This window comes from Pseudomonas sp. 20P_3.2_Bac5, from assembly GCF_025466035.1.
Classification (GTDB): Bacteria; Pseudomonadota; Gammaproteobacteria; order Pseudomonadales; family Pseudomonadaceae; genus Aquipseudomonas.
The window spans coordinates 24,065-47,318 of record NZ_JANLOA010000136.1 but is presented as its reverse complement, the minus strand read 5'-3'; the positions used below and the strand labels follow the sequence as shown (position 1 = coordinate 47,318).

At 65.2% G+C, this 23,254-nt stretch carries 22 protein-coding genes; 8 read left to right on the top strand and 14 right to left on the bottom strand.

From position 1 onward, the window contains the following. Nucleotides 1-16: 16 nt before the first annotated feature. The 8 genes from NTD88_RS27560 (at nucleotide 17) to NTD88_RS27525 (ending at nucleotide 9,060) form a co-directional block, all read left to right on the top strand. Nucleotides 17-265 carry a DUF6137 domain-containing protein gene (locus tag NTD88_RS27560; RefSeq protein ID WP_262153340.1) on the top strand — a complete coding sequence of 83 codons (249 nt, stop codon included), beginning with the start codon at nucleotides 17-19 and terminating at the stop codon, nucleotides 263-265. Between the two features lie 90 nt (nucleotides 266-355). Beyond that, the gene (locus NTD88_RS27555) at nucleotides 356-1,585 is read left to right on the top strand and encodes a glycosyltransferase (RefSeq protein ID WP_262153339.1); all 1,230 of its coding nucleotides are present in this window, start codon (nucleotides 356-358) and stop codon (nucleotides 1,583-1,585) included. 82 nt (nucleotides 1,586-1,667) lie between these two features. Then, the gene (locus NTD88_RS27550; RefSeq protein ID WP_262153338.1) at nucleotides 1,668-2,558 is read left to right on the top strand and encodes a phytanoyl-CoA dioxygenase family protein; all 891 of its coding nucleotides are present in this window, start codon (nucleotides 1,668-1,670) and stop codon (nucleotides 2,556-2,558) included. Between the two features lie 172 nt (nucleotides 2,559-2,730). Beyond that, a complete protein-coding gene (locus NTD88_RS27545) occupies nucleotides 2,731-3,870 on the top strand; it encodes a tyramine oxidase subunit B (RefSeq protein ID WP_262130389.1) in 1,140 nt (379 codons plus the stop codon). A 33-nt stretch (nucleotides 3,871-3,903) separates the two neighbouring features. Then, complete coding sequence (locus tag NTD88_RS27540; protein ID WP_095158481.1) at nucleotides 3,904-4,326, top strand: RidA family protein; 423 nt, start codon at nucleotides 3,904-3,906, stop codon at nucleotides 4,324-4,326. A 30-nt stretch (nucleotides 4,327-4,356) separates the two neighbouring features. Next, the gene (locus tag NTD88_RS27535) at nucleotides 4,357-5,652 is read left to right on the top strand and encodes an NAD(P)/FAD-dependent oxidoreductase (protein ID WP_262153337.1); all 1,296 of its coding nucleotides are present in this window, start codon (nucleotides 4,357-4,359) and stop codon (nucleotides 5,650-5,652) included. Nucleotides 5,653-5,880: 228 nt separating this feature from the next. Further along, complete coding sequence (locus tag NTD88_RS27530) at nucleotides 5,881-7,506, top strand: methyl-accepting chemotaxis protein (protein WP_262153336.1); 1,626 nt, start codon at nucleotides 5,881-5,883, stop codon at nucleotides 7,504-7,506. Between the two features lie 84 nt (nucleotides 7,507-7,590). Then, a complete protein-coding gene (locus NTD88_RS27525; protein WP_262153335.1) occupies nucleotides 7,591-9,060 on the top strand; it encodes a glycosyltransferase family 9 protein in 1,470 nt (489 codons plus the stop codon). Here the strand turns inward: NTD88_RS27525 and NTD88_RS27520 are convergent. The 14 genes from NTD88_RS27520 to NTD88_RS27455 all read right to left on the bottom strand — a co-directional run bounded on the left by NTD88_RS27520 (nucleotide 9,051) and on the right by NTD88_RS27455 (nucleotide 23,237). Continuing rightward, the gene (locus NTD88_RS27520; protein WP_262153334.1) at nucleotides 9,051-9,851 is read right to left on the bottom strand and encodes a glycosyltransferase; all 801 of its coding nucleotides are present in this window, start codon (nucleotides 9,849-9,851) and stop codon (nucleotides 9,051-9,053) included. The two genes, NTD88_RS27525 and NTD88_RS27520, sit on opposite strands and share 10 nt — an antisense overlap. Next, nucleotides 9,848-10,978: a phosphoribosyltransferase family protein gene (locus tag NTD88_RS27515; RefSeq protein WP_262153333.1), complete on the bottom strand. Its 1,131-nt coding sequence runs from the start codon at nucleotides 10,976-10,978 to the stop codon at nucleotides 9,848-9,850. The genes NTD88_RS27520 and NTD88_RS27515 overlap by 4 nt, the downstream gene beginning before the upstream one ends. Next, complete coding sequence (locus NTD88_RS27510) at nucleotides 10,975-11,841, bottom strand: histidinol-phosphatase (RefSeq protein ID WP_262153332.1); 867 nt, start codon at nucleotides 11,839-11,841, stop codon at nucleotides 10,975-10,977. The genes NTD88_RS27515 and NTD88_RS27510 overlap by 4 nt, the downstream gene beginning before the upstream one ends. Beyond that, nucleotides 11,838-12,866 (bottom strand): radical SAM protein, encoded by a 1,029-nt coding sequence (locus NTD88_RS27505; protein ID WP_262153331.1) that lies wholly within the window; start codon nucleotides 12,864-12,866, stop codon nucleotides 11,838-11,840. The genes NTD88_RS27510 and NTD88_RS27505 overlap by 4 nt, the downstream gene beginning before the upstream one ends. A gap of 90 nt (nucleotides 12,867-12,956) precedes the next feature. Further along, a complete protein-coding gene (locus NTD88_RS27500; protein WP_262153330.1) occupies nucleotides 12,957-14,186 on the bottom strand; it encodes a hypothetical protein in 1,230 nt (409 codons plus the stop codon). A gap of 26 nt (nucleotides 14,187-14,212) precedes the next feature. Then, complete coding sequence (locus NTD88_RS27495; RefSeq protein WP_177454471.1) at nucleotides 14,213-14,353, bottom strand: hypothetical protein; 141 nt, start codon at nucleotides 14,351-14,353, stop codon at nucleotides 14,213-14,215. 36 nt (nucleotides 14,354-14,389) lie between these two features. Beyond that, nucleotides 14,390-15,196 (bottom strand): ubiquinol-cytochrome C chaperone family protein, encoded by an 807-nt coding sequence (locus tag NTD88_RS27490; RefSeq protein ID WP_095158473.1) that lies wholly within the window; start codon nucleotides 15,194-15,196, stop codon nucleotides 14,390-14,392. A gap of 38 nt (nucleotides 15,197-15,234) precedes the next feature. Then, on the bottom strand, nucleotides 15,235-15,843 hold the full coding sequence (locus tag NTD88_RS27485; RefSeq protein ID WP_256587834.1) for a helix-turn-helix domain-containing protein: 609 nt from the start codon (nucleotides 15,841-15,843) through the stop codon (nucleotides 15,235-15,237). Nucleotides 15,844-16,097: 254 nt separating this feature from the next. Next, nucleotides 16,098-16,937: an alpha/beta fold hydrolase gene (locus NTD88_RS27480; RefSeq protein ID WP_262153329.1), complete on the bottom strand. Its 840-nt coding sequence runs from the start codon at nucleotides 16,935-16,937 to the stop codon at nucleotides 16,098-16,100. After that, the gene (locus NTD88_RS27475) at nucleotides 16,930-18,153 is read right to left on the bottom strand and encodes an LLM class flavin-dependent oxidoreductase (protein ID WP_262153328.1); all 1,224 of its coding nucleotides are present in this window, start codon (nucleotides 18,151-18,153) and stop codon (nucleotides 16,930-16,932) included. The genes NTD88_RS27480 and NTD88_RS27475 overlap by 8 nt, the downstream gene beginning before the upstream one ends. Continuing rightward, complete coding sequence (locus NTD88_RS27470; RefSeq protein WP_262130378.1) at nucleotides 18,150-19,787, bottom strand: dipeptide ABC transporter ATP-binding protein; 1,638 nt, start codon at nucleotides 19,785-19,787, stop codon at nucleotides 18,150-18,152. The genes NTD88_RS27475 and NTD88_RS27470 overlap by 4 nt, the downstream gene beginning before the upstream one ends. Further along, nucleotides 19,784-20,632 carry an ABC transporter permease gene (locus tag NTD88_RS27465; RefSeq protein ID WP_095158468.1) on the bottom strand — a complete coding sequence of 283 codons (849 nt, stop codon included), beginning with the start codon at nucleotides 20,630-20,632 and terminating at the stop codon, nucleotides 19,784-19,786. Before NTD88_RS27465 ends, NTD88_RS27470 begins: the two co-directional genes overlap by 4 nt. Further along, nucleotides 20,629-21,621, bottom strand: a complete 993-nt coding sequence (locus NTD88_RS27460; protein ID WP_095158467.1) for an ABC transporter permease — start codon at nucleotides 21,619-21,621, stop codon at nucleotides 20,629-20,631. Before NTD88_RS27460 ends, NTD88_RS27465 begins: the two co-directional genes overlap by 4 nt. Next, on the bottom strand, nucleotides 21,618-23,237 hold the full coding sequence (locus tag NTD88_RS27455; RefSeq protein WP_262153327.1) for an ABC transporter substrate-binding protein: 1,620 nt from the start codon (nucleotides 23,235-23,237) through the stop codon (nucleotides 21,618-21,620). The genes NTD88_RS27460 and NTD88_RS27455 overlap by 4 nt, the downstream gene beginning before the upstream one ends. Nucleotides 23,238-23,254: the final 17 nt, after the last annotated feature.

The window sequence follows — 23,254 nt, the reverse complement described above, 5'->3', positions numbered from 1 at the left end:
GGAAGTGGCCACACTCATGACCCCACACTTCATTCGCCAACTCGTCATTCACACAATCTGCAATGTTACCGGCGCCCCCCCTGAAGAGGTTACGGCCCTCGACAGAATTGAATTGGATACCCGCGACTGGGAGCAGGTCTTCAGCCGGCTGGAAGCAACGCTCGACATCCAGGCCGGTATGTTGACCTCGGTTGAGCATACGTTCTCCATCGAAGCGTTGATACAGATGCTGCACGCCAGCCTTGCAGACAACATCATCACCTGACCAATACATGATCGAAAATCATCTTGAGCCCTGACGCGCCTGCGCGCTCTAACCGCTCGGCCCCAATTATTTAACGAAGGCCTGATTCGCATGAACGTCTTGAAGTTGACACCTTTTTTCCATCATCCGGATGTTGATACATGGCCAGCGGAGTACGACTCGGTAGGTGGCATGCAGATTCAGACTTGGCGCCAGGCAGTTTGGCTCGCACAGGAAGGAACCCATCAACATGTTATGACCATCGGCTTCCCCGGATTGCCCAAGCTGCGACAACTGCATCCGAATCTATGGGTTGAGCGCAAACTGCTACCCATGCCGCGGATACGGTCCGAATTCAGCGGCTTGATAGGGCTGACGCAGTCGTGGGCGTTGGCAACATTGTGTTCGTTGCTCCAAAGAGGACGTAGGCATGACTTCGATGTCATTCATGCGCACCTCGACGGGCAAATTCCCGCGCTGCTAGTCGCCTGCTTAGCGCCTCGATTGCTGCGACGCCCTCTGATCCTGACGGTGCACTGCTCTCGTCTTGCGGTCTACACGCCACACTCCTGGCTGGACATGCTTCAGCACCGGCTGGCCCGGTGGCTGGAGCGTAAAGCCGTGGGCACGGCCTTCGCGGTAGTCGCTCTGACCCAACGAACCGCCTGCCAACTCACGCGTGATGCCCGGCATGTCGAGATCGTTCCTGACCTGGTTGATACAACGCAATTCGCCCCGCCCCGGCAAGAGCACCTGGCTACGTTCCGCAAACATCACAACCTGCGACGGCAAACGGTGGGCTTTGTCGGCCGCATCGCGAAAGAAAAGGGCTGGCAGCATCTCATCCCGCTCGCTCGGGCACTTCGCGAACAAGAGTGCGAGTTGCTGATCGTCGGCGACGGGACGCAACGGGACCGGCTGAGGCGCGCCATTCACAAAGCCAGATTGCAAGACTGGGTGACGATTATGGGCTTCATCCCAAATCACGAGGTGCCCCTGGCGATTGCGGCCTGCCGTCTGATCGTGATGCCGTCAGCGTATGAAGAGTTCGGGGGCGTCAGCATTGAAGCACTGGCTACCGGCGTCCCGGTGGTGGCGTTTGCCGTTGGTGGCCTTTCTGAAATCCTGCGCGGCATAACCCCCGACCTGCTGATCGAGCCGGAAGATACGCTCGCTCTGATTGCAAAAGTCACTGCGGTGCTAGCCGGGGACTATGCGCAGACCATCGATCCGGCTCGATTGCGTGCTTACGTTGAGCAACGTTATGCCCCATCCGTCATGGGCGCCCGAATTCTGGATTTATATCGATTAGCGCTGATCAGCTCTACGAAATCTGTCTGACCATGAGTACTGCGGCGTAGCAACTATGCGGCGTTGGCAAAGGCTCGACCAACGGACAACGACCCTCCACGGAGTATTTTCCATGTCGCTGATTCACCTTCCCAACACCGTTTCTGCATCAGACGCACTGCAGTGCTTGCGCGAGCACGGCTACGCCATCATTGACAAACTTGTGCCCGGCACCGCTATGGATCGTATCGCCGAAGAACTCGAACCCTATACGGCGGTGGCTTCCTTCGGGCCCGACGACATTCTTGGTAGACGGACCAAACGCACCGGCGGCCTGATTGCGCGGTCCATAGGGGCACGTGAGTTGATCCTCAACCCAACCATTTTCGAAATTGCACAGCGCTTTCTCTCTCACGCTACGACGTTTCAGGTCCATTGCACGCAGGTCGTGTCCATTTATCCGGGTGCCAGGGCGCAGACGTTGCATCAAGACGAAGTAGCCTGGGACATGTTTCCCTTTCCCAACGACTATCACGTGCAATGCAACACCCTATGGGCCATGACCGACTACTCCGAGAAGATGGGCGCCACGCGCATCGTACCCGGCAGTCACCGATCGGGGCGCAACGTCGAGTTTGAGATAGCGGCCAGTTTTCCTGCGGAGATGGAAAAGGGATCAGTGCTTGTATACGACGGAAAGGTGTACCACGGAGGCGGAGCCAATTGCTCCGACCGAGTCCGTTCGGCCGTCAACCTCACCTACGCACTCGGCTGGCTTCGGCAAGAGGAGAACCAGTTCCTGTCCTGTCCACTGGAAATTGCCCGGACGCTGCCAGACGAATTACTGCGGCTTATGGGCTATCAGTGCGGAGCGTTCGCCTTGGGCTACGTCCATGGGTTCGAGGATCCGATGACCGTGTTGGGGCGGAGTAAAACTGGCACGCTCGTGGGCGCTGAGCTGATGCTGAAGGCAGAGCAGAGCGAGGATCGGAGGTCTTTCCTACGGGAAGCAAAATTCGATTGAGGAACATTGGATCTGAAGCGCCACAAACCTCCCGATCTGCCCCTACCCCCCACCATGTCACGCACAGTCAAACCCGCTGGCGCTCAGGCTCAAGACAGCCTACCGCTCGTTAGCAAAACTTGTCCGACCGCTTTTCCTTGCACAAGCCCACCCGAAGCGCCTCGAGACAACAATGACCACCGACACCAGAATCGACTTCATCTACCTCTCCGAACAAGACATGATCCGCGCTGGCGTGACCGACATGCCGGCCTGTGTCGACACCATGGAAGAAATGTTCGGGCTGCTGTATCAGGGCGACTACCGCATGGCCGGGCCGAACAACGACTCCCATGGCGCGATGATCACTTTCCCGGAAACCTCGCCGTTCCCGGACATGCCCAAGCCCACCGCCGACCGCCGCATGATGGCCATGCCCGCCTACCTCGGCGGTAACTTCCGCACCGCCGGCGCCAAGTGGTATGGCTCCAACATCGCCAACCGCGAAAAAGGCCTGCCGCGCTCGATCCTGATGTTCACCCTCAACGATGCCGATACCGGCGCGCCGCTGGCACACATGTCAGCCAACCTGCTCTCGGCCTACCGCACCGGCGCGATTCCCGGGGTCGGCGCCCGTCACCTGGCGCGCAAGGACTCGAAAGTCATCGGTCTGCTCGGCCCCGGCGTGATGGGCAAGACCACCGTCGCCGCGTTCATGGCCGTCTGCCCGCTGGTGGACACCATCAAGATCAAGGGCCGCGGCCAGCGCAGCCTCGACAGCTTCATCAGTTGGGTCAAAGAAACCTACCCGCAGATCACCAACATCCGCATCGTCGACACCCTGGAAGACGTGGTGCGCGACTCCGACCTGATCACCTACTGCAGCACCGGCGAAGTCGGCGACCCGAGCACCTATCCGCTGGTTCGCCGCGAATGGGTCAAGCCGGGCGCGTTCCTGGCGATGCCGGCGCCGTGCAGCATCGATGCCGGCATGGAGCAGGACGATGTGCGCAAGGTGCTCGACAACACCGGCATGTACAACGCCTGGTTCGAAGAGCTGCCCAAGCCCGCGCACAACTGCGTGCCGCTGGTGGGCGTGCGCTTCATGGACATGATCGCCGAAGGCAGCCTGCAGCCCGAGCAACTGGAAGACATCGGCAAGATCATCGCCGGTGACGCGCCGGGCCGCCTGAACGATGACGAGATCATCCTGATGTCGGTCGGCGGCATGCCGGTCGAAGACCTGGCCTGGGGCACCGTGGTGTACCGCAAGGCGGTCGAGCTGGGCATCGGCGTGAAACTCAATCTCTGGGACACCCCCGTCCTTAGCTGACCCTTCCCTTTTGAACCCTGTGAGGCATTCCCCATGACCCAGATCACCAAATTGAAAAGCGGCTCCATCTTCGAAGAAAAAGCCAGCTACTCGCGGCTGGTGGCCGTGGACAACTGGATCTTCGTGTCCAACACCGCCGGCCGTAACCCCGACACCAAGCTGATCCCGGAAGACGTGATCGAGCAGGCCGAACAAGTGTTCAACAACATCGAGCGCGCCCTGGCCGCCGTCGATGCCAGCCTGGCCGACGTGGTCTGCTCGCGGGTGTTCATCCAGGACCCGGCCGATGTGCCGAAGGTCATGGACTTCATCGGCGGCAAGTTCCGCGGCATCGACCCGGCCTGCACCGCGACCTGCCCGCCACTGGGCTCGACGGTCTACAAGGTAGAGCTGGAAGTCACCGCCTACCGCGGCGCCTCGAAAGCCGACGTCGTACAGATCAACCTCGGCCAGTAACCCGCTGAACCTTCATTCATAGAGCCCGCCATGTCGCCCACCATCGATCCCGTACAGACCAGCAACACGCTGCCGCCCGCCACCACCGTGGTCATCATCGGCGGCGGCATCATCGGCCTGACCGCCGCCCTGGCCCTTGCCGAGCGCAAGATCCCCGTGGTGGTGATCGAAAAGGGCCGGATCGCCGGCGAGCAGTCGTCGCGCAACCTCGGCTGGGTGCGCAAGACCAGCCGCCATGCCGACGACATTCCCCTGGCCCTGGCCGCGGATCGACTGTGGGCGCAAATGCCGGAACGGGTGGGGGCCGATGTCGGTTACCGCCAGGCCGGGATCATGTTCATCGCCCGCAATGAAACCCAGATGAACATGCACCAGAACTGGCTCAAGAGCGTCGAGCACCTGTCGCTGGATACCCGCTTGCTCAGCAATCGGGAAATCAGCGCGCTGGTGCCCGGTGGCCAGGCCAACTGGGCGGGCGGCATCTTCACCCCGTCGGACGCCCGCGCCGAGCCGACCCTGGCCTCCAGCGCCATTGCCAAGGCGGCGATGGCCAAGGGCGCGATCATCATCGAGCACTGCGCGGTGCGCACCTTGCTGACCAGTGCCGGCCGCGTCAGCGGCGTGATGACCGAGCGCGGCGAAATCCGCTGCGAACAGGTGCTGCTGGCCGGCGGCCTGTGGTCGCGCAAGTTCCTCGGCAACCTCGGCGTCAACCTGCCGACCCTGCCGCTGACCTGCTCAGTGCTGCGCACCAAACCCATGGACGGCCCGACCGACATCGCCGTCGGCGCGCCGGACTTTTCCTTCCGCAAGCACAAGGACGGCGGCTTCATCATCACCCAGCGCGGCAAGCTGGATGCCTTCCTCACCCTCGACCACCTGCTGCTGGGGCGCCGCTACCTGCCGCAACTGAAAGCCCAGCGCGATTTCCTGAAGATTTCCTTCGGCAAATACTTCTTCAACGACCTGAAGCTGGCCCGTCGCTGGCAAGCCGACAGCGTCAGCCCGTTCGAACAGGTCCGCGTCCAGGACCCGCCCGCCAACCACGGCCTCAATGACGACGCGCTGCGCAACCTGCGCGCCGCCTGGCCGGTGTTCGAACAGGCGCAGATCGCCGATGCCTGGGCCGGCACCATCGACGTGACGCCGGACTCCAACCCGGTGATCGGGCCGCTGGCGAGCATTCCCGGCCTGACCCTGGCCACCGGTTTTTCCGGCCACGGCTTCGGCACTTCGCCGGCTGCCGGACAACTGGCGGCGGACTTGGTGTCGGGTGAAAACCCGATCATCGATCCCGCGCCGTACCGTTTCGAGCGCCTGGCCTGAGTTTTTCGGCGCCCGACTAAGGGCGCCGGCTAGGGCTCTGGAGTAAGGGGCTGAAACGAATCACTGGTTTGAAACAACTCTTCACGAATACGGGGTACTCTGCGGGGAACGATGTCTAACTGACATCATCGAACAAGGGCGCCAACGCATCGGCTCGCTATTTGGGTGCCGACGTTGCCTGTCCTGGCAGCCGCTTTCTGGCTGCCTGTTTTTTCCCAAGGAGTCCCCATGCAGTTCCGGCAAATGAAAATCGGCAAACGGGCCGCCAGCCTGTTCACCCTGCTCGGCCTTTTGGTCCTCGCGCTCGGCCTGATAGCGCTCTACGAGACTCGCCAGATGGACCGCGCCTCGGCTGAAATCCGGGTGACCTGGTTGCCCGCCGTGATCTCCCTGGGCGAAATCGGCACCGACGTCAACCGCGCCCGGGCCATCACCATGCGCAGCCTGCTCGAAGAACAGCCCGAGACCCGCGAAGCCTCCCTGCGCCGGGCGGCCGAGGTCAATCAGGGTTTGCAGAAGGCCCTGGACTTCTATGAAAGCACCATCATCGAACCCGAGGATCGCGCCCTGTTCGCGACCTTCGTCAGCGCCCGCGAGCGCTATGTCGGCATTCAGTCCAGCGTCGCCGAAGCGGTACTGAACAACCGCCTCGACAACGCCCGGCAATTGGTCAACGGCCCGCTGGCCGATGCCACCGACGCCATGCAAAGCACGCTGCGAGCGCTGGTGAAGTACAACGCCGACGGCGCTGAAAAAGCCTCGCAACGCAGTGCCGATGCCTCCCGCGAATCCTTCTTGCTGATCATCATCGCGCTGGCATTGATCATGACCGCGCTGGTCGCCATCGCCACCCTGCTCACCCGCAGCATCGTCGTGCCGCTGGCGGAAGCCTTGGCGGTTGCCGAGCGGGTGTCCACCGGCGACCTGACCCAAGCGATCAAGGTCGAGGGCCAGGACGAACCGGCGCTGCTGCTCGGCGCGCTGGCCCGCATGCAGAACAGCCTGCGCTCGACGCTCGCGCGGATCAGCGCCTCGTCCGACCAACTGGCCTCGGCCTCGGAAGAACTGCACTCGGTCACCGAGGACACCAGCCGCGGCCTGCAGCAGCAGAGCGCGGAAATCGAACAGGCGGCGACCGCCGTCAACCAGATGACCGCCGCCGTGGAAGAAGTGGCGAACAACGCGGTGAGCACCGCCGATGCCTCGAAGGGCGCCGACCAGACCACCCGCGATGGCCGCGACCGTGTCAATCAGGCGCTGCAGTCCATCCAGGCGCTGGTCGGCGAAGTCACCAGCACCGCCGGCGATATCGAACAACTGGCCGCCAGCGCCAATGAAATCAGCCGGGTGCTGGACGTGATCGGCTCCATCGCCGGGCAGACCAACCTGCTGGCCCTCAACGCCGCCATCGAAGCGGCCCGCGCCGGTGAGGCCGGACGCGGCTTCGCCGTGGTCGCCGATGAAGTCCGTGCCCTCGCCCACCGTACCCAGCAGTCCACCGGTGAAATCGAACAGATGATCGGCCAGATCCAGTCCGGCACCGAGCGTGCGGTCAACGCCATGCACAGCAGCCAGGGCCGCGCCGCCGGCACCCTGGATGTGGCCGAGTCCGCGGGCCAGGCGCTGGAGCTGATTGCCGAAGCCATCGCCGCGATCAACCAGCGCAACCTGGTGATCGCCAGCGCCTCGGAACAGCAGGCCCAGGTGGCCCGCGAGGTAGACCGCAACCTGGTCAATATCCGCGACCTGTCGATGCAGACCTCCGCCGGCGCCAACCAGACCAGCGCCGCCGCGCAGGACCTGTCGCGCCTGGCGGTGGAACTGAACGGGATGGTGGCGCAGTTCAAAGTCTGAGGGCAGTGAAAATCAAGGCGCCGCGCTGGCAATGGCCATTTGCAGTCAATAACATCGGCGCCTTGTTCACTCAGACCCAAGCACATGCGCATCACCGAGAAACACCGCAAGGCCGCCGCCCGTTTCCTTATGCGCGTGCTCACCGATCGCCGCCTCAGCGCGTCCCTGCCGGATGCGCCGCTGCACATCGTGGTCCCCCGCTGGGATGCCAAGCTGGGCGACGCCATCGTGTCGTCGTTCTTCTTTCGTGAAGCGAAAAAGCTCAATGCCCGCGTCACCGTGCTGACGGTGGAACCCCTGGCCGATCTGCATAAAGCCCATTTCGGCGTCGATCAGGTCCTCGTCACCGACGAGAACCCCGGCGCCCTGGCGCTTTGCCGGCTGGCCCGACAGCTCGGCCGGGTCGATGTGATGGTGCATCTGGTGGGGCGGATCCAGCCGGCGGAGATGCTGTTCATTCGCCTGCTCAAGCCGGCGCGGGTGTATTCCCTCGATGATCAACTGCGTTGCGTCAACCGCAAGTTCGGCGCGGCCAGCGCCGGGCTCGACGTGGCGGGCCGTTTCGCGCGGGTGCTGGCCGATCTCGGCCTGGACGCGATCCAGTGCGACTACATCGTGCCCCTGGCGCCAACGGCGCCAAAGAATCCCCCGCACCTGCTGGTCAACCCCTATGCCAGCCGCGCCGACAAAAGCCTCTCTCCCGCCAAGGCACGCCAACTGCTGCGGGCCCTCGCCGATGCGTGGCCGGGCAAATCGATCGGCATCCTGTGCAGCCCGGCCAGCCGCAAACAGGCCCGTCTATTGGCAGTCGAGACCGCGCGCGACAACGTTCGCTGTCTGGAGGACCTGAACACCCCCAAGGAGGCAGCCAGCTATATCAGCCGGGCGCAGGCGGTGGTCAGCGTGGACACGGCAATCGTGCACATGGCGGTAGGCTTGCGCGCGCCATTGCTGGCCCTCTATCCCGACAGCGGAGACGGGTTCAATCCCTGGCTACCGCCAGCCTCACCCCACACACGGGTCATTTTCAGCCGGCAGTGCCCGGATCACTATCGCCGCACGGGGAAGAAAGACATGAACGCATTCGCGGTCGAAGAGGTTATCGAGGGGCTCGCCGACCTGCTGCCCGCATCAGCGCCGCGGCCGGCATTGGCACTGGATGCCCGGATCATTGCCGGGCTGGGCGTGGCTCGCGGCACCCTCGCCCGCCAGTTGCCGTTGATCAGCCGCGAGTTTCCCGAGGTCCACGCCTGCCATCCCGGCACGCTCAACCTGCAACTGGAGCATCCGCTGCATCTGCTGCGCCCGGATCACCGCACCGCGCCGCTGGCCTGGACACCCAGCGGACGCAGCACTGAAGTGTTCGACCTGCTGCGCATCGAGCTGGAATTCGCCCAGATGCCGGAACGCATCCCGGCGTGGCTGTATATCGCCCACGGTTCGGTACACCGGCAAACACCTTCGGTGCATGAAGTGATCGCCGGGCGCCTCGACCTGGACGGCGCCGGCAGTTGCCGGATGCATATTCCCGCTGATGCGGTGCGCTACGGCTGATCCCCCGTCAGCCGGGCCGTTTCCGCCAGCCAGTAGTGCCGGTCGGGCTCGATATGCAGGAACAGCCGCGCCAGCAGGCTGCCGCCGTCGAGAAACTGCGCCACCGACTCCGTGCGCGTGCTGGTGCGCTTGAAGTAGGTGTTGTAGAGCTTGAGCAGGCTGATATCGGCCAGCAGGAAGTCGGCGACGGCAACGTCCTCGCGGCGCATCACCTCACAGCCGTCGAAGTTGTAGCGCGGGCGATAACCGGGATCGATCAACTGCGCCGAGAGCGGCACCACCTCATCCGCCCGCCGCGCGACGATGTCCTTTATCCCGCCGGGGTTGCCCCAGGCGTGCGCCCCGCCCTCCAGTGCCGCAGCCAGCGCTTCCTCCAGCAACGGATTGCCCGCGCGTGAAGCGAACAGGCATTCGCTGTGCCAGTGCAGTTTGTCGCTGATGCCGTCGGGGAACACATCCGCCGTCGGGTCCCGCAGCAGCAGGGTGTCGGCATCCAGCCAGACGCCGCCATGGCGGTGGACATAGGCCATGCGGATCAGGTCGCTCTTGGCCACGATCGCCTCGATTCCGGCGTCGAGGGTGAAGGCCAGCGGATGAAAACCCCAGGCTTTGTCGACGACTCGCGGATCGATCCGCGCCTCAAGGTCGTGCGGCGTCAGCAGCGTGAAGCGCTCGCCCAGCGCACGCTGGAACGACACCAGCGCCAGTGCGATCCACGGCGGCATGGTCTGGCCGGCGGCGGTTTCCCAATAGCTGACGTACTGCACCGGCGCGGTATCGCGGCTGCTCACCGGCGTACCACCCGGCCATCGGCGCGCAACAGCCCGGCCTCGACCAAGTGCCGGCGAACCAGGGCTAGCGACGGTATGCAGCCGTCCTGACGCAGAAACTCGTTGCCCAGCGCCGACCGGTACAACCGCAGCCAGTTACCCGCCGGCACCCGTGGCAGGAACGCCTCCAGCGCCGCGTGGTTTTCCGCGCCGAACACCAGGCGTAAGGTGCGCAGGATCGGCTGGTATTGCGGGTCGGACAACAACTGCGCGAGGTTATCGCCGAGTCCGCGACCGATCTGGGTCATGTTCAGGCGCTCTTCGATGGTCGCGTCGCTGAGCGCGATGCGCGGATCGACGGCGACCGGATAGAGCGCCTGGAACGACTTCGCGCCAGCGCGCATGGAGTGATGGAACACCTTGTCCGCGGTCGATCCGGTGACCAGCACGTCATCGCCGAAGATCACATGCACCCCGCTCCAGCCATAGAAATTCTCGGCGGGGATGACATGGTCCTGGACCAGGTTGACCCGCTCGCGCTCCTCGGTGCTCAGGCTCGCGTAGTTCTCGCAAGGCGGCGCGATGCGCGGCAGCTTGACGTTGATGATGGTCGGCAGGCCCTTGTGCGCCAGGGTGACGTTGATCTCCTCGACCACGATGTCGTAGAGCACGTTGGCCGTGGACGGCACGTTGCGCCAGCCGGTGGTCATCATCACCACGTTGTCGCCGTGGTCCCTGGCGTGGCTGAACAGCCGCGCCCAGTGCGACAGCGGGTCGTCGAGCTGGGCGTCGAGGTAATCGATCACCTGCCAGGCGAGGTGGCGGATATCGCCGATGCTGCCGTACTTGGCGCGGCTGTAGATCGCCGCCAGGTCGGCGGCCTCGCTGTCATCGGCCATGTCACGGAACACCCCAGGCCCCGCCGGGGTCAGGCAGGTCAGCGCATGGCCGGCAAAAACCGCCACGTACTGCGCCATGCTGATCAGGCCACGGTCCATCAGGTCCGCGGCGAAGGCGCGGAAACCGCCCGGCACATCCTCGGGACGGGCCAATACCAGCGCCTGATGGAAGGCCGCCAGTTGTTCGGCCTCGGGGGCGCTGCGCAGTTGGTTCCAGTCAGACGGCAGGCTGCAAGGGTTCAGGGTCATCGTGAAACGTATCCATTGATCAGGGATTCAGCGCCGGCCGTGCTGGCCAGCAGGTCCAGGGGCACGTCAACGCGGCGACGTGCTTCGTAGTAGCTGATGCTGCGCAGCCCGAGCGGCTGCAATTGCCCGAGCATTTCGCCGATGCCGGCGCCGGCATCACGCGGGTCATGGGTGTCCGAGCCCACCGTGAACGCCGCGCCGCGGTCGATCAGCAGCGGCAGCAAGCCGCGGCTGGGATACGACCATTGCCCGTGCACTTCTTGCCCGGTGCCAGGGTCCAGGCTCGACTTGCGGATTCCCGAGGCATTCAGCTCGTAGGCCACCCCGCCGTCCGCGAACAACGGCAGCAACGGCTCGAAACGGCGCAGCACGATGTCTTCCGGAACCCCGCGCAACAACGTGTCGGCATGCCCGACCGCGTCGAACAGCCCGCACTGCAACAGCCCTTCGAGGTCGGCGAAATAGCGATCGAGAAACGCCTGCGCGGCCAGCCGCGGCAGCTCCCAGACCTTCACCATCGGTTCGCCGGGCACCTCGACGTAGTGGACCGAGCCGATGGCGAAATCCAGTTCATGGCGGGCGATCAACTCGCGGTTCCAGGCATCGGCGCCGGGCATGTAGTCGAACTCGAGGCCGCGCAGGATCCTGATCTGGCCCTGATAGCGCTGCCGCGCCTGCTCGATGTCGGCGAAGTAGCGCTCAAGCTCGGCGTCCAGCAGGCGGTTGTGGGTGTCCACGGGAAACGGCGCGTGGTCGGTGATGGTCAGCACCTTCACCCCGGCGGCAATCGACGCGCGCACCAGCTCGTCCACCGTGCCCACGGCGTGCTTGGAATAGAACGTATGGCTATGGGAGTCGATCATGCCGGCACCAGTTGTTCGAGCAGGCCGTCGTGGTTGGCCATTTCCTTGACCAGCCAGTACGGGTTGTTGGCCTTGGCCAGGATCGAGCGCAGCAGGTCCGGTTTGTCCACCCGCGCCAGCAGGTCGGCCAGCGGCTGGCTGTAGAGCGCCCGCACCAGCGGCGTCTCGCGCACGTGGGACGCCAGGTGCTCCCAGCGGATGCGGTCGAAGTGAATATTGCCCAGGCGCTGGTGCTCGATGCCGTACAGGTAGACATCGCCGTTGGGCTTGATGGTCAGGTCCATGCCGTTGGCCGCAGGCGGCGGGTTCAGGCTGCCGAGGGTGAAGCGCTTGTTGATCTTGGCCTCGATCGCGCCGATGTAGCCGTGCAGGTCCAGGTAGCCGGCGGGCGTGTCCGCCGCCGGGTGCACGAGGTTTTTGTAGTCGATGCCGAACCGCGATTCGCCGACCACCAGCACATCTTCAAGGGCACTGCGCGGCTCGATGGCGGCCTGGATATCCCAGCGCGCCAGTTCTTCCAGCAGGTAGCCCCGGGTGAACGCGCGGTCGGTGTCGATCGAGCGGAACGAGAAACTCAGGCCGTCCAGGCCCTGCCGGCGCTGGTAATCCAGGCTGAAACCGTGGGCCCGCCATTTGACCTTTTCAATATGGTGGCTGTCGGCACTCAGGCGAATGTTGCAGTGGTCGCCCCGCGCCGTGACGAGCTGCTGGGTGGTGTCGTAGAACGCCGCCATTTTGTCGTGGGGGAAGAAGCCGCTGGTGATGAACTCGAACTGCTTGCCGCCGTTGGACAGCCCGAGGATTTCGTGGAACACCTTGGCGTTGTTGAGCGGCTCGCCTTCGCCGCTGATGGAAATGCGCTTGACGTCCGCGGCGTTGATCAGCGCGGCGAGGTTTTCCCGGGCGAGGCTGGACAGTTCCATGCTCATCCCGGATTTGTGTTTGTCCGCGTACATGCAGAACGCGCAACCGATGCCGCAGATCTGGGTGATGTCGATGTACAGCAGGTGACCTTGCAAATCCATGTCGATGGGCTCTTCTCTGCCCGCGCAACGGCGCGGGCGTCTTTCTTCAAATGGCCGGCGAGCGCTATGCCTCGCGGGACCGCCTTGTGTTCAGTAGCACTGCTGCACTTCGAGTTGCGGGATCTGCACCGAGTCGGGGTGGACGATCGGCCGCAGTACCCGTTCCTCGCGCACGGCGGCGCGCTCGGGGTATTCCGCGTAGCGGTCGCCGCTGATGGCGAACACGTTCTGGTCGAACTCCGCCGCGCCCAATACCGCGTCGTCGGCTTTCAAGCGGTTCGGTGCCACCAGCACCCGCGTTCCGGGAAACGCCGCCTGCAAGGCTCTTTCGTCCTTGCCGGTCAGCGGCGTGATACTGGCGTCGAACACCAGCGTGACCTCGTAGCTGGCGCACAGCTCCGGCACCAGCGCGCTCAGCGCGGCCAGGCCGATGAAGCGGCGCTCGCCGTCGATGCCATCGGCGTAGCAGAGGTTATTGCTGTCCAGCACCAGCCCGCGGATTTCCTTGTCCAGCAGGCGGGTGATATCGCGCAGCCGGCGATTGAGCTTTTCCTCGTCCCGGGCAAGTCGACGCTGGTTCATTTGCGCCTCCCTGAGGACCGGGGCCGGACGCCCCTTGCCCGCGCCAAAGCGCCGTTCGCACTGGCCATGAATGATCGCCCTGTCCCTGGGGCTTTGCGCATTGTCCAGCGCATCGATAAAGCACTCGGCGTCGACGATGTCCTGCTCCAGCCCCTGCAACTGCTGCCTGACGTGGCTCCAGTGACGGAACACTTCGCCGGCCTTGGCTTCCCAGCGCTGACTCTCGCGGTACGTCCGCTCTAGGGTGTCGCGCAGGCGTTGCAGCTCTTCGCTGAGCTGCCCGACCACCGCCTGCGCCTGCAACGGATCGAAATCCCGGTAGCGCTGCAGTTGCAGGCTGACGTCTTGCGCCAGACGCTCGTTCTCGCTGAGCTCGGAGGCCACGGCGGCCTGGGTGCGCTGGAACTGCTTGAGGCGCCCTTCGAGGGTGGTCACCTGACGCTTGGCAACGCTGCGTTCAGTCGAGATCCAGTGCACCGGCGACCAACCGGCCGCAGCCGTGCCGCGAGCCTCCAGCAGCTCGGTTTTACTGCTGCGCACACTCTTTTCGAGCTGTTCCAGTTGTTCGCGAGCGCTGCCGGTGTCGCGCTTGAGCTGCGCCAGCCGCGAATGGCCGGCGGCGCTGTCGAATGCCTCGAACCAGCGCAGGTCGCTGCGCAGGTGGTCAAGGGTGGAGGTGATCCGGTCGGTTTCCCCTCTCAGGGCAACGAGCCTGCTGGCGTGATTGTTCCTGTACACGGCTGAGTTTCCTTTTCCTGGAGGCGTCAGGCGGCTTTCGCGGAGCGCTTGCCGGCGGCATAGGTGGCTTTCGCCGCGAGCTTGAGCGCGACCACGGTTGCCGCGCCGGCGGCGAAACAGATGGCATTGACCAGCAGAAATTCGAGGGGAGAAATCGTGTGGTTCATGGATAGGCTCCTGAAGATCGACAAAAGGCGGCTGTCTCAGCCGTTCAAGCGCGTGCCGCACTTGCCGCAGAAATTGCTGCCGGGGCTGATCACCGAGTGGCAACCGGGGCAGATGGACTTGAGCAACATCTTCTGGCGCATGTGGCCGATCTGGATGACGCACGGCACGGTCACGCGGTAGGCCGGGCTGGCCAGGTCGAAGGCGGTCCAGATACCGGTGATGGCCCAGCCCAGCGGGCCGGCGAGCACCGCCAGGCCACGGCCGAGGGTGGCGGAACCGGCCAGCGCGACGCCGCGTCCGACCAGGCTGCTCATGGTCGCGCTGGCGACGATGGCCGCCAGGTTGTAGGACGCCAGCCCCGACGCACCCAGCGAGGCCAGCCAGGCCGCCAGCGCCGCCGGGCCCATGCCCGGTTTATAGGCGGCGCCAAGGGACTCGAACAGGGTCGAGCGGTCTGCATCGCTCATGCGCCCCAGCGACTGGGTGAACACCTTGGCGATGATCGCCATTTCCATCTCGGCGCAGGACGTGCTCGGCGTGGTGTCGGCACTGACATGACTGGCGACATCGCTCAACAGCTCGCGGTAGGCCACGCCACTGCCGCCACGGAACAGGTTCATCAGCGAGTTGCCGCCATAACGGGTCAGCTCCTCGGCGAGCATGGCGCGGCTGGCGTCATTGGCGCCGTTGCTCTTGGCCTCGGTCAATTGCCGGCACACCGACGAAGACAGCGAGATACGGCCATTGCCGTTGTCGGTGATCACGTCGATGAGCAAGCCGAGGTCATCGGTACTGGCGCTCATCAGCACATCGGCGAGATCGGGGTCGTGGATGATCGGCATCCTTCGAATCCTCTGGAGAAAAGTGGGGTCCGGTTTGTTCAGGACGGGTCGTTGGGCGTGGAGCGGGTGACCAGGGCACCGGCGATCGCGGTCAACAGCGGACGCAGGTAAACCGAGCTGGCATGGCCCAGCATCAGCGCATCAAGCTTCAGGCAGGCGCGCCGGCGCCATTCATCGCGGGCCTTGGCCCGGAGCACTTCCGGCGAGGCGCTGGCCCCTCGGGGATGGACGTCCGGATGGACCTTGCATTCACGCAGGACCAACTCGACCACGTTGATATCGGAGGGCTTGCCTTCCCGGCGCAGCTTTTCCGCGGCCGTCAGGTAGTCGCGGCTGTCGGCCACGGCCGCCGCCAGGTCCGCCCAGTCCTGCGGGCGCATCAGCAGGAACGCAGGCGGGACGCCGAGGGCGTCGGCGAGTCGGCTGATGGTGGCGAGGTCCGGGTTGGCGTCGACACCGGGCGCCTTCAAGGCACGCAAGGTGCTGCGGGCGATCCCGGTTTCGCGCTGCATGCGCGCCGCCGGAAACGGCCCCGGCTTGTCGCCGTCGCGCGGCGCGCCGGCAACTGCCAGCACCGCCGAGAGGTTTGCGCTGAAGCATTGGCCCAGCGTCGGGGAAGGATCGGGTTGAAGGGAATGAAATTGCATAGCCATCATCCTGCCAGTAGGTGATGGCACTTTAACCAGGGTGTTGGGTGTTTCAAACCATTAATGGAGTGTTGGAGCTCCATGAAATTTGGAATTTTGGAAATTATGGAGTTTGTGCGCTCCATATATGGAGCGAAGGGCCGCGTTTTGCTCCAACAGGGGACGAGCAGTGCTGGGTTTTCGCGAGCAAGCTCGCTCCTACAGAATTGCGCGGCTCATCCTCCTGTAGGAGCGAGCTTGCTCGCGAGGCGCTGTTAGGTGCCGGCCGCCAAGGCACGAAACGCCGCCAACACCTCACCCGGCTTCTCCAGCATCAACTGATGCCCACACCGCTCCAGCAACTCGAATTCACCTCGCGGCAACTGCCGGGCCAACGCTTCGCCGCCGCTGGCGGGGGTCAGGCCATCGCGATCACCCGACAACACGCGGATTGGCAATTTCAGCCCAGCCACGGCATCCGCTTCCGGCCATTGCGCATTCGCCACCAGCGCCTTGAATACATCCAGCCGATTGCGCCGGGTCAGGCCTTCTTCATACGCCACCAGCGCCGGGTCCGCCTCGGGATGCCAGGCCTTTTCGCGAAAGCCCTTCGACAGCAACGGCCGGATGATCTCCAGTACCCACGCCGGCAGGTTGAGCAACCCACCACGGGCCAGCGGCCGGTGCAACTGCGAGCCCAGCAACAAGGCGCCGTCGATCGTGACCTGTGCCGGCTCCAGCAACGCACTGAGGGTCACCCCGGTGCCAAAGGAATGCGCCACCACCAGGTTGCGCGCGCCGGCATGGCGGCGGACGATTTCCCGCTGGTCCGCCACCAACTCCGACCAGGCATAAGCCGCCGCCGTACGCGGTTTGTCGCTGTCGCCGTGACCGAGCATGTCCCAGGCCACCAGGCTGTAGCCTTCTTCGCCAAGGCTGCGCCACAGCTCGCGCCATTGGTCTTTGTTGCCACCGCCGCCATGGGCGAAAAACACCACGGTGTCGGCCCGCTCGGTGCCGGGTTGATAAGCCACGCTCAGGCGCCGGCCGGGCCGGACTTCCAGCAGTTCGCCGCGAACCCGCGGCAGTTCGGAAAACGCAGGTGCATCAGCCATGGGCAGTCAGGGCCTCTTCGGATTCAAGGTAAGCGGGCCGCGACAGGCCCAGATGATCGCGCAACGTGCGGCCCTGATAGGCGCGGCGGAACAGCCCGCGCCGTTGCAGTTCGGGGACGACGCTGTCGACAAAGCGCTCCAGGCCACCGGGCAGGAACGGCGGCATGATGTTGAAACCGTCGGCGGCGTCCTCGCTGAACCACTGTTCCATGCGGTCGGCAATCGTCGACGGCGTGCCAACGACCACCAGATGCCCGCGCGCGGCGGCCATGCGCAGGTACAACTGGCGGATGCTGAGGTTCTCGCGGCGGGCCACGGCGATCAGCAGGTCGCGGCGGCTGACCCCGGAGTTGGTCGCCGGCAGTTCCGGCAACGGTCCGTCCAGCGGATACGCCGATAGGTCGCTGCCGCCGGCGATATCCGCCAGCAGCGACAAGCCCACTTGCGGTTGCACCAGCGCCTGCAATTGCTGGTACAGCGCCTCGGCTTCGGCCTGGCTGTCGGCAACCACCGGCAGCAACCCGGGCATGATTTTCAGTTGCCCGGCATGCCGGCCATAACGCGGCAGCAACCCCTTGAGTTCGCGGTAGAACTGCTGGGCGCCGGCCAGTTCCGGCTGGGCGGTGAAGACCATCTCGGCGTGGGCCGCGGCCAGTTCGCAACCGGCTTTCGACGCCCCGGCCAGCACCTGCACCGGCGCCACGTTGCGGGCTTTCCAGTGCGCGCGCACCTTGCCCAGGAACTCCCGCGCCAGGCCATAGCGCCGGGCGTGTTCGAAGTGGGTCTGACGACCGAAGTTGAAGGCTTCCTCGGCATTGCTCGAAGTCACCAGGTTCCAGCCGCTGCGCCCGCCGCTCAGGGCTTCCAGCGAAGCAAAGCCGCGCGCCACGGTATCGACGCTGTTGTACGAGGTGGTGACCGTCGCCACCAGGCCGATGCGCTCGGTCACCGCCGCCAGCGAGGCCAGCAGGGTCAGCGGCTCGAAATGCTCGGTGCGGGCCATGCGGCTCAGGGCGTCGAGGTTGCCCGGCAACATCGCCAGGGTGTCGGAGAGGAACAGCGCGTCGAAACAGCCGCGCTCGGCGGTCTGCGCCAGGCGCCGGTAATGCTCGATATCCAGGCCGCCATCGGCCTGGGCTTCAGGGTGCCGCCAGCCGGCGACATGGTGCCCGGTGGCCATGAGAAAGGCGTTCAGGCTCATCATTCCACGGCTCATGACGCCACCTCCGCGCCGCTCGGGCGGTTGGCGGCGGGCAATGCCAGCGACACGCCGCTGAGCAGCGCGCGGGTGTAAGGGTGCCGCGGCTGGGTCAGCACCTGCGCCGTGGCGCCCTGCTCGACCACCTGGCCGCCCTGCATCACCGCGATGCGGTCACACAGCCGCGCCGCCACCCGCAGGTCGTGGGTGATAAAGACGATGCTCAGTTTCAGCCGCCGCTGCAGCGATTCCAGCAATTCGAGGATCTGTACCTGGATCACCGCATCGAGGGCCGACACGCATTCGTCGGCGATCAGGACCTTCGGCTCCACCGCCAACGCCCGGGCGATGCCGATACGCTGGCGCTGGCCGCCGGAAAACTCGTGGGGAAAACGCTCAAGCGCGGTTGCCGGCAGGCCCACCAGTTCCAGCACCTGCCGCGCGCGCCGCGCCGCCTCGGCCTTGCCCACGCCCTGGGCGAGTGGCCCGGTCATCAGGAGGGTGTCGATGCGCTGGCGTGGATTGAGGGAGGCAAACGGGTCCTGGAAGATCATCTGCACCTCGCTGCGCAAGCCGCGCAGCCGGCGCTGGGACAAGTGCGCGACCTCGCGCCCCTGCCACTCGATGCTGCCGGATTCCACCGGCAACAGCCGCACCAGAGCACGGCCCAGGGTCGATTTGCCGGAACCCGATTCGCCAACGATGCCCAAGGTCTCGCCTTCCACCAGTTGCACATCGACGCCGGCCAGCGCCCGGGTACGCCGGCGTTTCCACCAGCCGCCACGGCTGGCGAAGCTCTTTTCCAGCGCCCGCGCCTGCAACACCACGGGGGCTTCGTGCAGCACAGGCCGGGCTTCCAGCGGGCTGGCCGCCACCGCCGCGATCAGTTGCCGGGTGTACGGCTGACGCGGCGCATCGAGAACATCGCGGGCCGTGCCCTGCTCCACCAGATGGCCCTTTTCCAGCACCAGCACGCGGTCGGCGATGGCCTGGACCACGCCGAAGTCGTGGGTGATGAACAGCATCGCCATGCCCTTCTCGCGCTGGATCCGCCGCAGCAGCGCGAGAATCTGCGCCTGGGTGGTGACGTCCAGCGCCGAAGTCGGTTCGTCGGCGATCAGCAGCGCCGGATCGAACACCAGCGCCATGGCGATCACCACCCGCTGGCGCTGGCCGCCGGACAGCTCGAACGGATAGGCATGGCGCAGCCGCTCCGGGTCTGGCAGGCCGACATAACCGAGCAGCTCGATCACCCGCTGGCGGCGGGCGCGGGCATTCTTCACGCCATGGGCCTGCAAGGTCTCGTCGATCTGCCGGCCAACGCTGAGCAACGGATTGAGGGCGCTCATCGGCTCCTGGAAGACCATGCTGATATCGCGGCCGCGCAACTGGCGCATGGCGTCTTCAGCGTGGCCGGCCAGGTCCTCGCCGCGAAACAGCACGCGCCCGCCCTCCACCCGCAACGGCGGCGGCAGCAGGCGCAACAGCGCCTTGGCCAGCATGGACTTGCCCGAACCGGACTCGCCGACCACGCACAGGCATTCGCCGCGTTGCAGCGTCAGCGACAGGTCATACAGCGCATGGCTGCGGTCGGCACCGGCCGGCAGCGCGATGCGCAGGTGTTCGATGTTCAGCAAGGGGGCCTCGCTCATACAGAATCTCCTGGCCGGCGGGCGGGTTCGAACGCGACCCGCAGGCCCTCGCCAACGCGATTGACCGCCAGCACGCACAACAGAATCGCCAGGCCCGGCAGCAGGCTCATCCACCAGGCTTCGCGCAGCAGGCCGCGGGAGGCGTTGATCATGTAGCCCCAGCTCATGGCTTCGGGGTCACCGAGGCCGAGAAAAGCCAGCGCCGCCTCGGTGAGGATCGCCGTGGCCATAACGAAGGTCATGGTCACCAGCAGCGGCGCCAGGGCATTCGGCAGGATCTGCTGGAACACGATCGCCAGCGGCGACTGCCCGAGCACCCGCGCCGCCTGCACGAACTCGCGTTGGCGCAGGCTGAGGAATTCAGCGCGCACCAGCCGCGCCACCGCCGGCCAGGCCACCAGCGAAATCGCCAGGACGATGGAACCCAGTGATGGCTCCAGCACCGCCACCAGAATCACCGCCAGCACCAGTTGCGGAATGATCTGGAAGAACTCGGCGAGGCGCATCAGCACCGCGTCCAGCCAGCCGCCGAAATAACCGGCGAGCGCGCCGACCAGCAGGCCCGTCAGCAGGGTCGCCAGGCTGGCCAGCGCACCGACCGCCAGCGACACCCGGGCGCCGTACAACAGGCCGCTGCCGAGGTCGCGGCCGAGCAGGTCGCTGCCCAGCCAGTGGCCGGCGTCCTGCAACGGCTTGAGCATCGGCTGGGCGTTCATTTCCCAGGGCGAACCCTGGCTGATCCACGGCGCCGCCACGGCCAGCACGGCCACCAGCAGCAGCCAGGCGGCGCCGATCAGCGCCGACGGTTGCGCGAGAAAACGTCGCGTCACGCTCGATTGGCTCATGCGCCCTGCCCTCCGGCGCCAATGCGCGGGTCGAGCAGGCGGCAGGCCAGGTCGGTCAGCAGGTTGAAGCCGACCACCAGCAACGAAATCACCAGGAAACCTCCCATCAAAACGCCGTAGTCCCGCTGGGCCAGGGCGTCGTACATCAGCCGGCCGATGCCCGGCCAGGAATAGACCACTTCCACCAGCAACATGCCGCTGGCCAGTTGGCCCAGTTGCAGGCCGGCGAAGGTCACCACCGGCAGCAGCGCATTGCGCAGCACATGCACCAGCAGGATCCGTCGCGGCGCCAGACCCTTGGCCCGGGCGGTGTAGACGTACTCCTGGTTCATCGCTTCGAGGGTGGCGGCGCGGGTCAGGTGGATGTACAGCGCAAGAAACAAAAAACTCAGCGACAGGCACGGCAACAGCAGATGGCGCAGGCGGTCCGCCAGCCAGGCGCCGCCGTGCAGCTCGCGGGCCACGGTTTCCATGCCGAACGCCGGCAGCCAGTCGAGGCTCACCGAAAACAGCAAAATCAGCAGCATCGACAGCCAGAACGTCGGGATCGCATACAGCAACAACGCGCCCTGGGAAATCACCCCGTCCAGCCAGTGCCGCCGCTGCCGCGCGCGGGCCGCCAGCACACCGAGGCTCACCCCGAGCAGCGACGACAGCAAGAATGCCGAACCCATCAGGCTCAAGGTCGCCGGCAGACGCTCGGCCAGCAGCGTCCACACCGGGGTCTGGTTGCGGTAGGAATAACCGAGGTCCAGGTGCGCCACGTTGCCCAGGTAGATCAGCAACTGCTGGCCCAGCGGCAAATCGAGGCCCATCTCCTGGCGCAGGTTGGCGATGAACCCGGCGTCATCGACCCCGGCCTCGCCCGCCATCAGCAGCGCCGGATCACCCGGCGCCAGGCGGATCAGCAGGAACGCCAGCACCAGCACGCCGAGCACCATCAACCCGGCGCGGCCCAGGCGCGCGCCGAGGAACAGCAGCGCGCTCATGGCGCCGGGGCGTCGAGGTAGACGCTCTCGTAGTCTTCATTGAGGCTGGTGGCGGTGCGCAGCAGGTTGTGCACCTGCTTGTGGAACAGCGTCGGGTAGCGCATCTCGAAGATCGGCGCGATCGGCAACTCGTCGTTCAGCACGCGCTCGAGCTGGCCGTAGAGCTTCTGCCGCTCGGGACCCTCGGCGGTATCCGCCACCTGGTTCCACAGGCGGTCCACCTCGGGGTTGCTGTAGCCGCCGACATTGGCGAACGGCGACGTCTTGAGGATGTAGTCGGTGCGGTACAGGTAGGCGTTGGTCAGGTACGGGTCGCCGATCTGGAAGATGAAGTTGTAGGTCAGGTCGAAGTCCCAGTCGCTGACCCGCTGGAACCAGGTCGCGGCGTCGGACGTCACCACCTGGACCTTGAAGCCCAACGGCTGCAGCACCTGCTTGGTGTACTCGGCCAGGCGTTCCCAGGCGCCGCCCTTCTCGCCATTGAGCAGGCGGATGCGCACCGCGCCGACATCGACGCCAGACTCGGCGATCAGCGCCTTGGCTTTTTTCAGGTCATTGGCGTATTGCGGCAGTTGCGGGTCGTGGTACGGCGACGCGGCGGCGAATGGCCCCTGGGCCACCTGGCCGGCGCCGAAGAAGATGTTGTTGACGATAAAGTCGCGGTTCAGCGCGTAGAGGATCGCCTGGCGCACCTTGGGGTTGTCCAGCGGCGGCTTGCGCGTGTTGATCTGCAGGAACGCCAGCCCGGCGTACAGCTCCCAGCCTTTATCGGAGGCGGTCACGTCCGGCAGCGCAGTGAGGCGTTTGAGGTCGGAATAATCGGCGTCGCCGCCACGCAGCACCTGCACGTCATTGCGCTCGAAGGCCGCGGCCCGCGACGAGCCGTCGGGGATCACATGGAAGATCACCGCGTCCAAATGCGGCAGGCCTTTTTTCCAGTAGTCGGGGTTCTTCGCCAGCTTGATCCAGGCGCCGCGCTTCCATTCCTGGAAGACGAACGGCCCGGTGCCCACCGGCTTCAGGTTGTACGGGTTGGCGCGAAAATCGGTGCCTTCGTAGAGGTGCTTCGGCACCACCGGACGCAGGCCACTGCCCAGCAGCGAGAGCAAGGGTGCGAAGGGCTTTTTCAGGTGAAAGGTGACGTGCAGCGGCGCGCTCGAATCGATCGACGCCACGTACTGTTCGAAGATGCTCGCCACCCGCTTGTCCACCTCCGGGTAGAAGGTGTTGAAGCTGAACAGCACGTCCTGCTCGCTGAACGGCTTGCCGTCATGCCACTTGACGTCCGGCTGCAACTCGAAGGTGTACGTCAGGCCATCCGCCGACACGTTCCAGGATTTGGCGAGCACCGGCTGCGGCGTCAGCGCGGTGTCGAACGTCAGCAACCCTTGCAGCACCTTGCCGCTGATGTACTGGGTCGAAACATGGGTGACCACGCCGTGCATCAGCGAGGGCGGCTCCGGCTGGGCGACCAGGTTGAGGACGCCGCCGTCGCGGGGTTCGGCGTGGGCGCTGCCGGCAAGCAGCGCGGCGCAGGCCAACAGGGCGACGCCCAGCCCCTTGAGCCGATGACGCGGCCCGACCCGGGGTGACTGACGATGAGGGTGACTGGGCATGGTGACTCCTTGGCAAT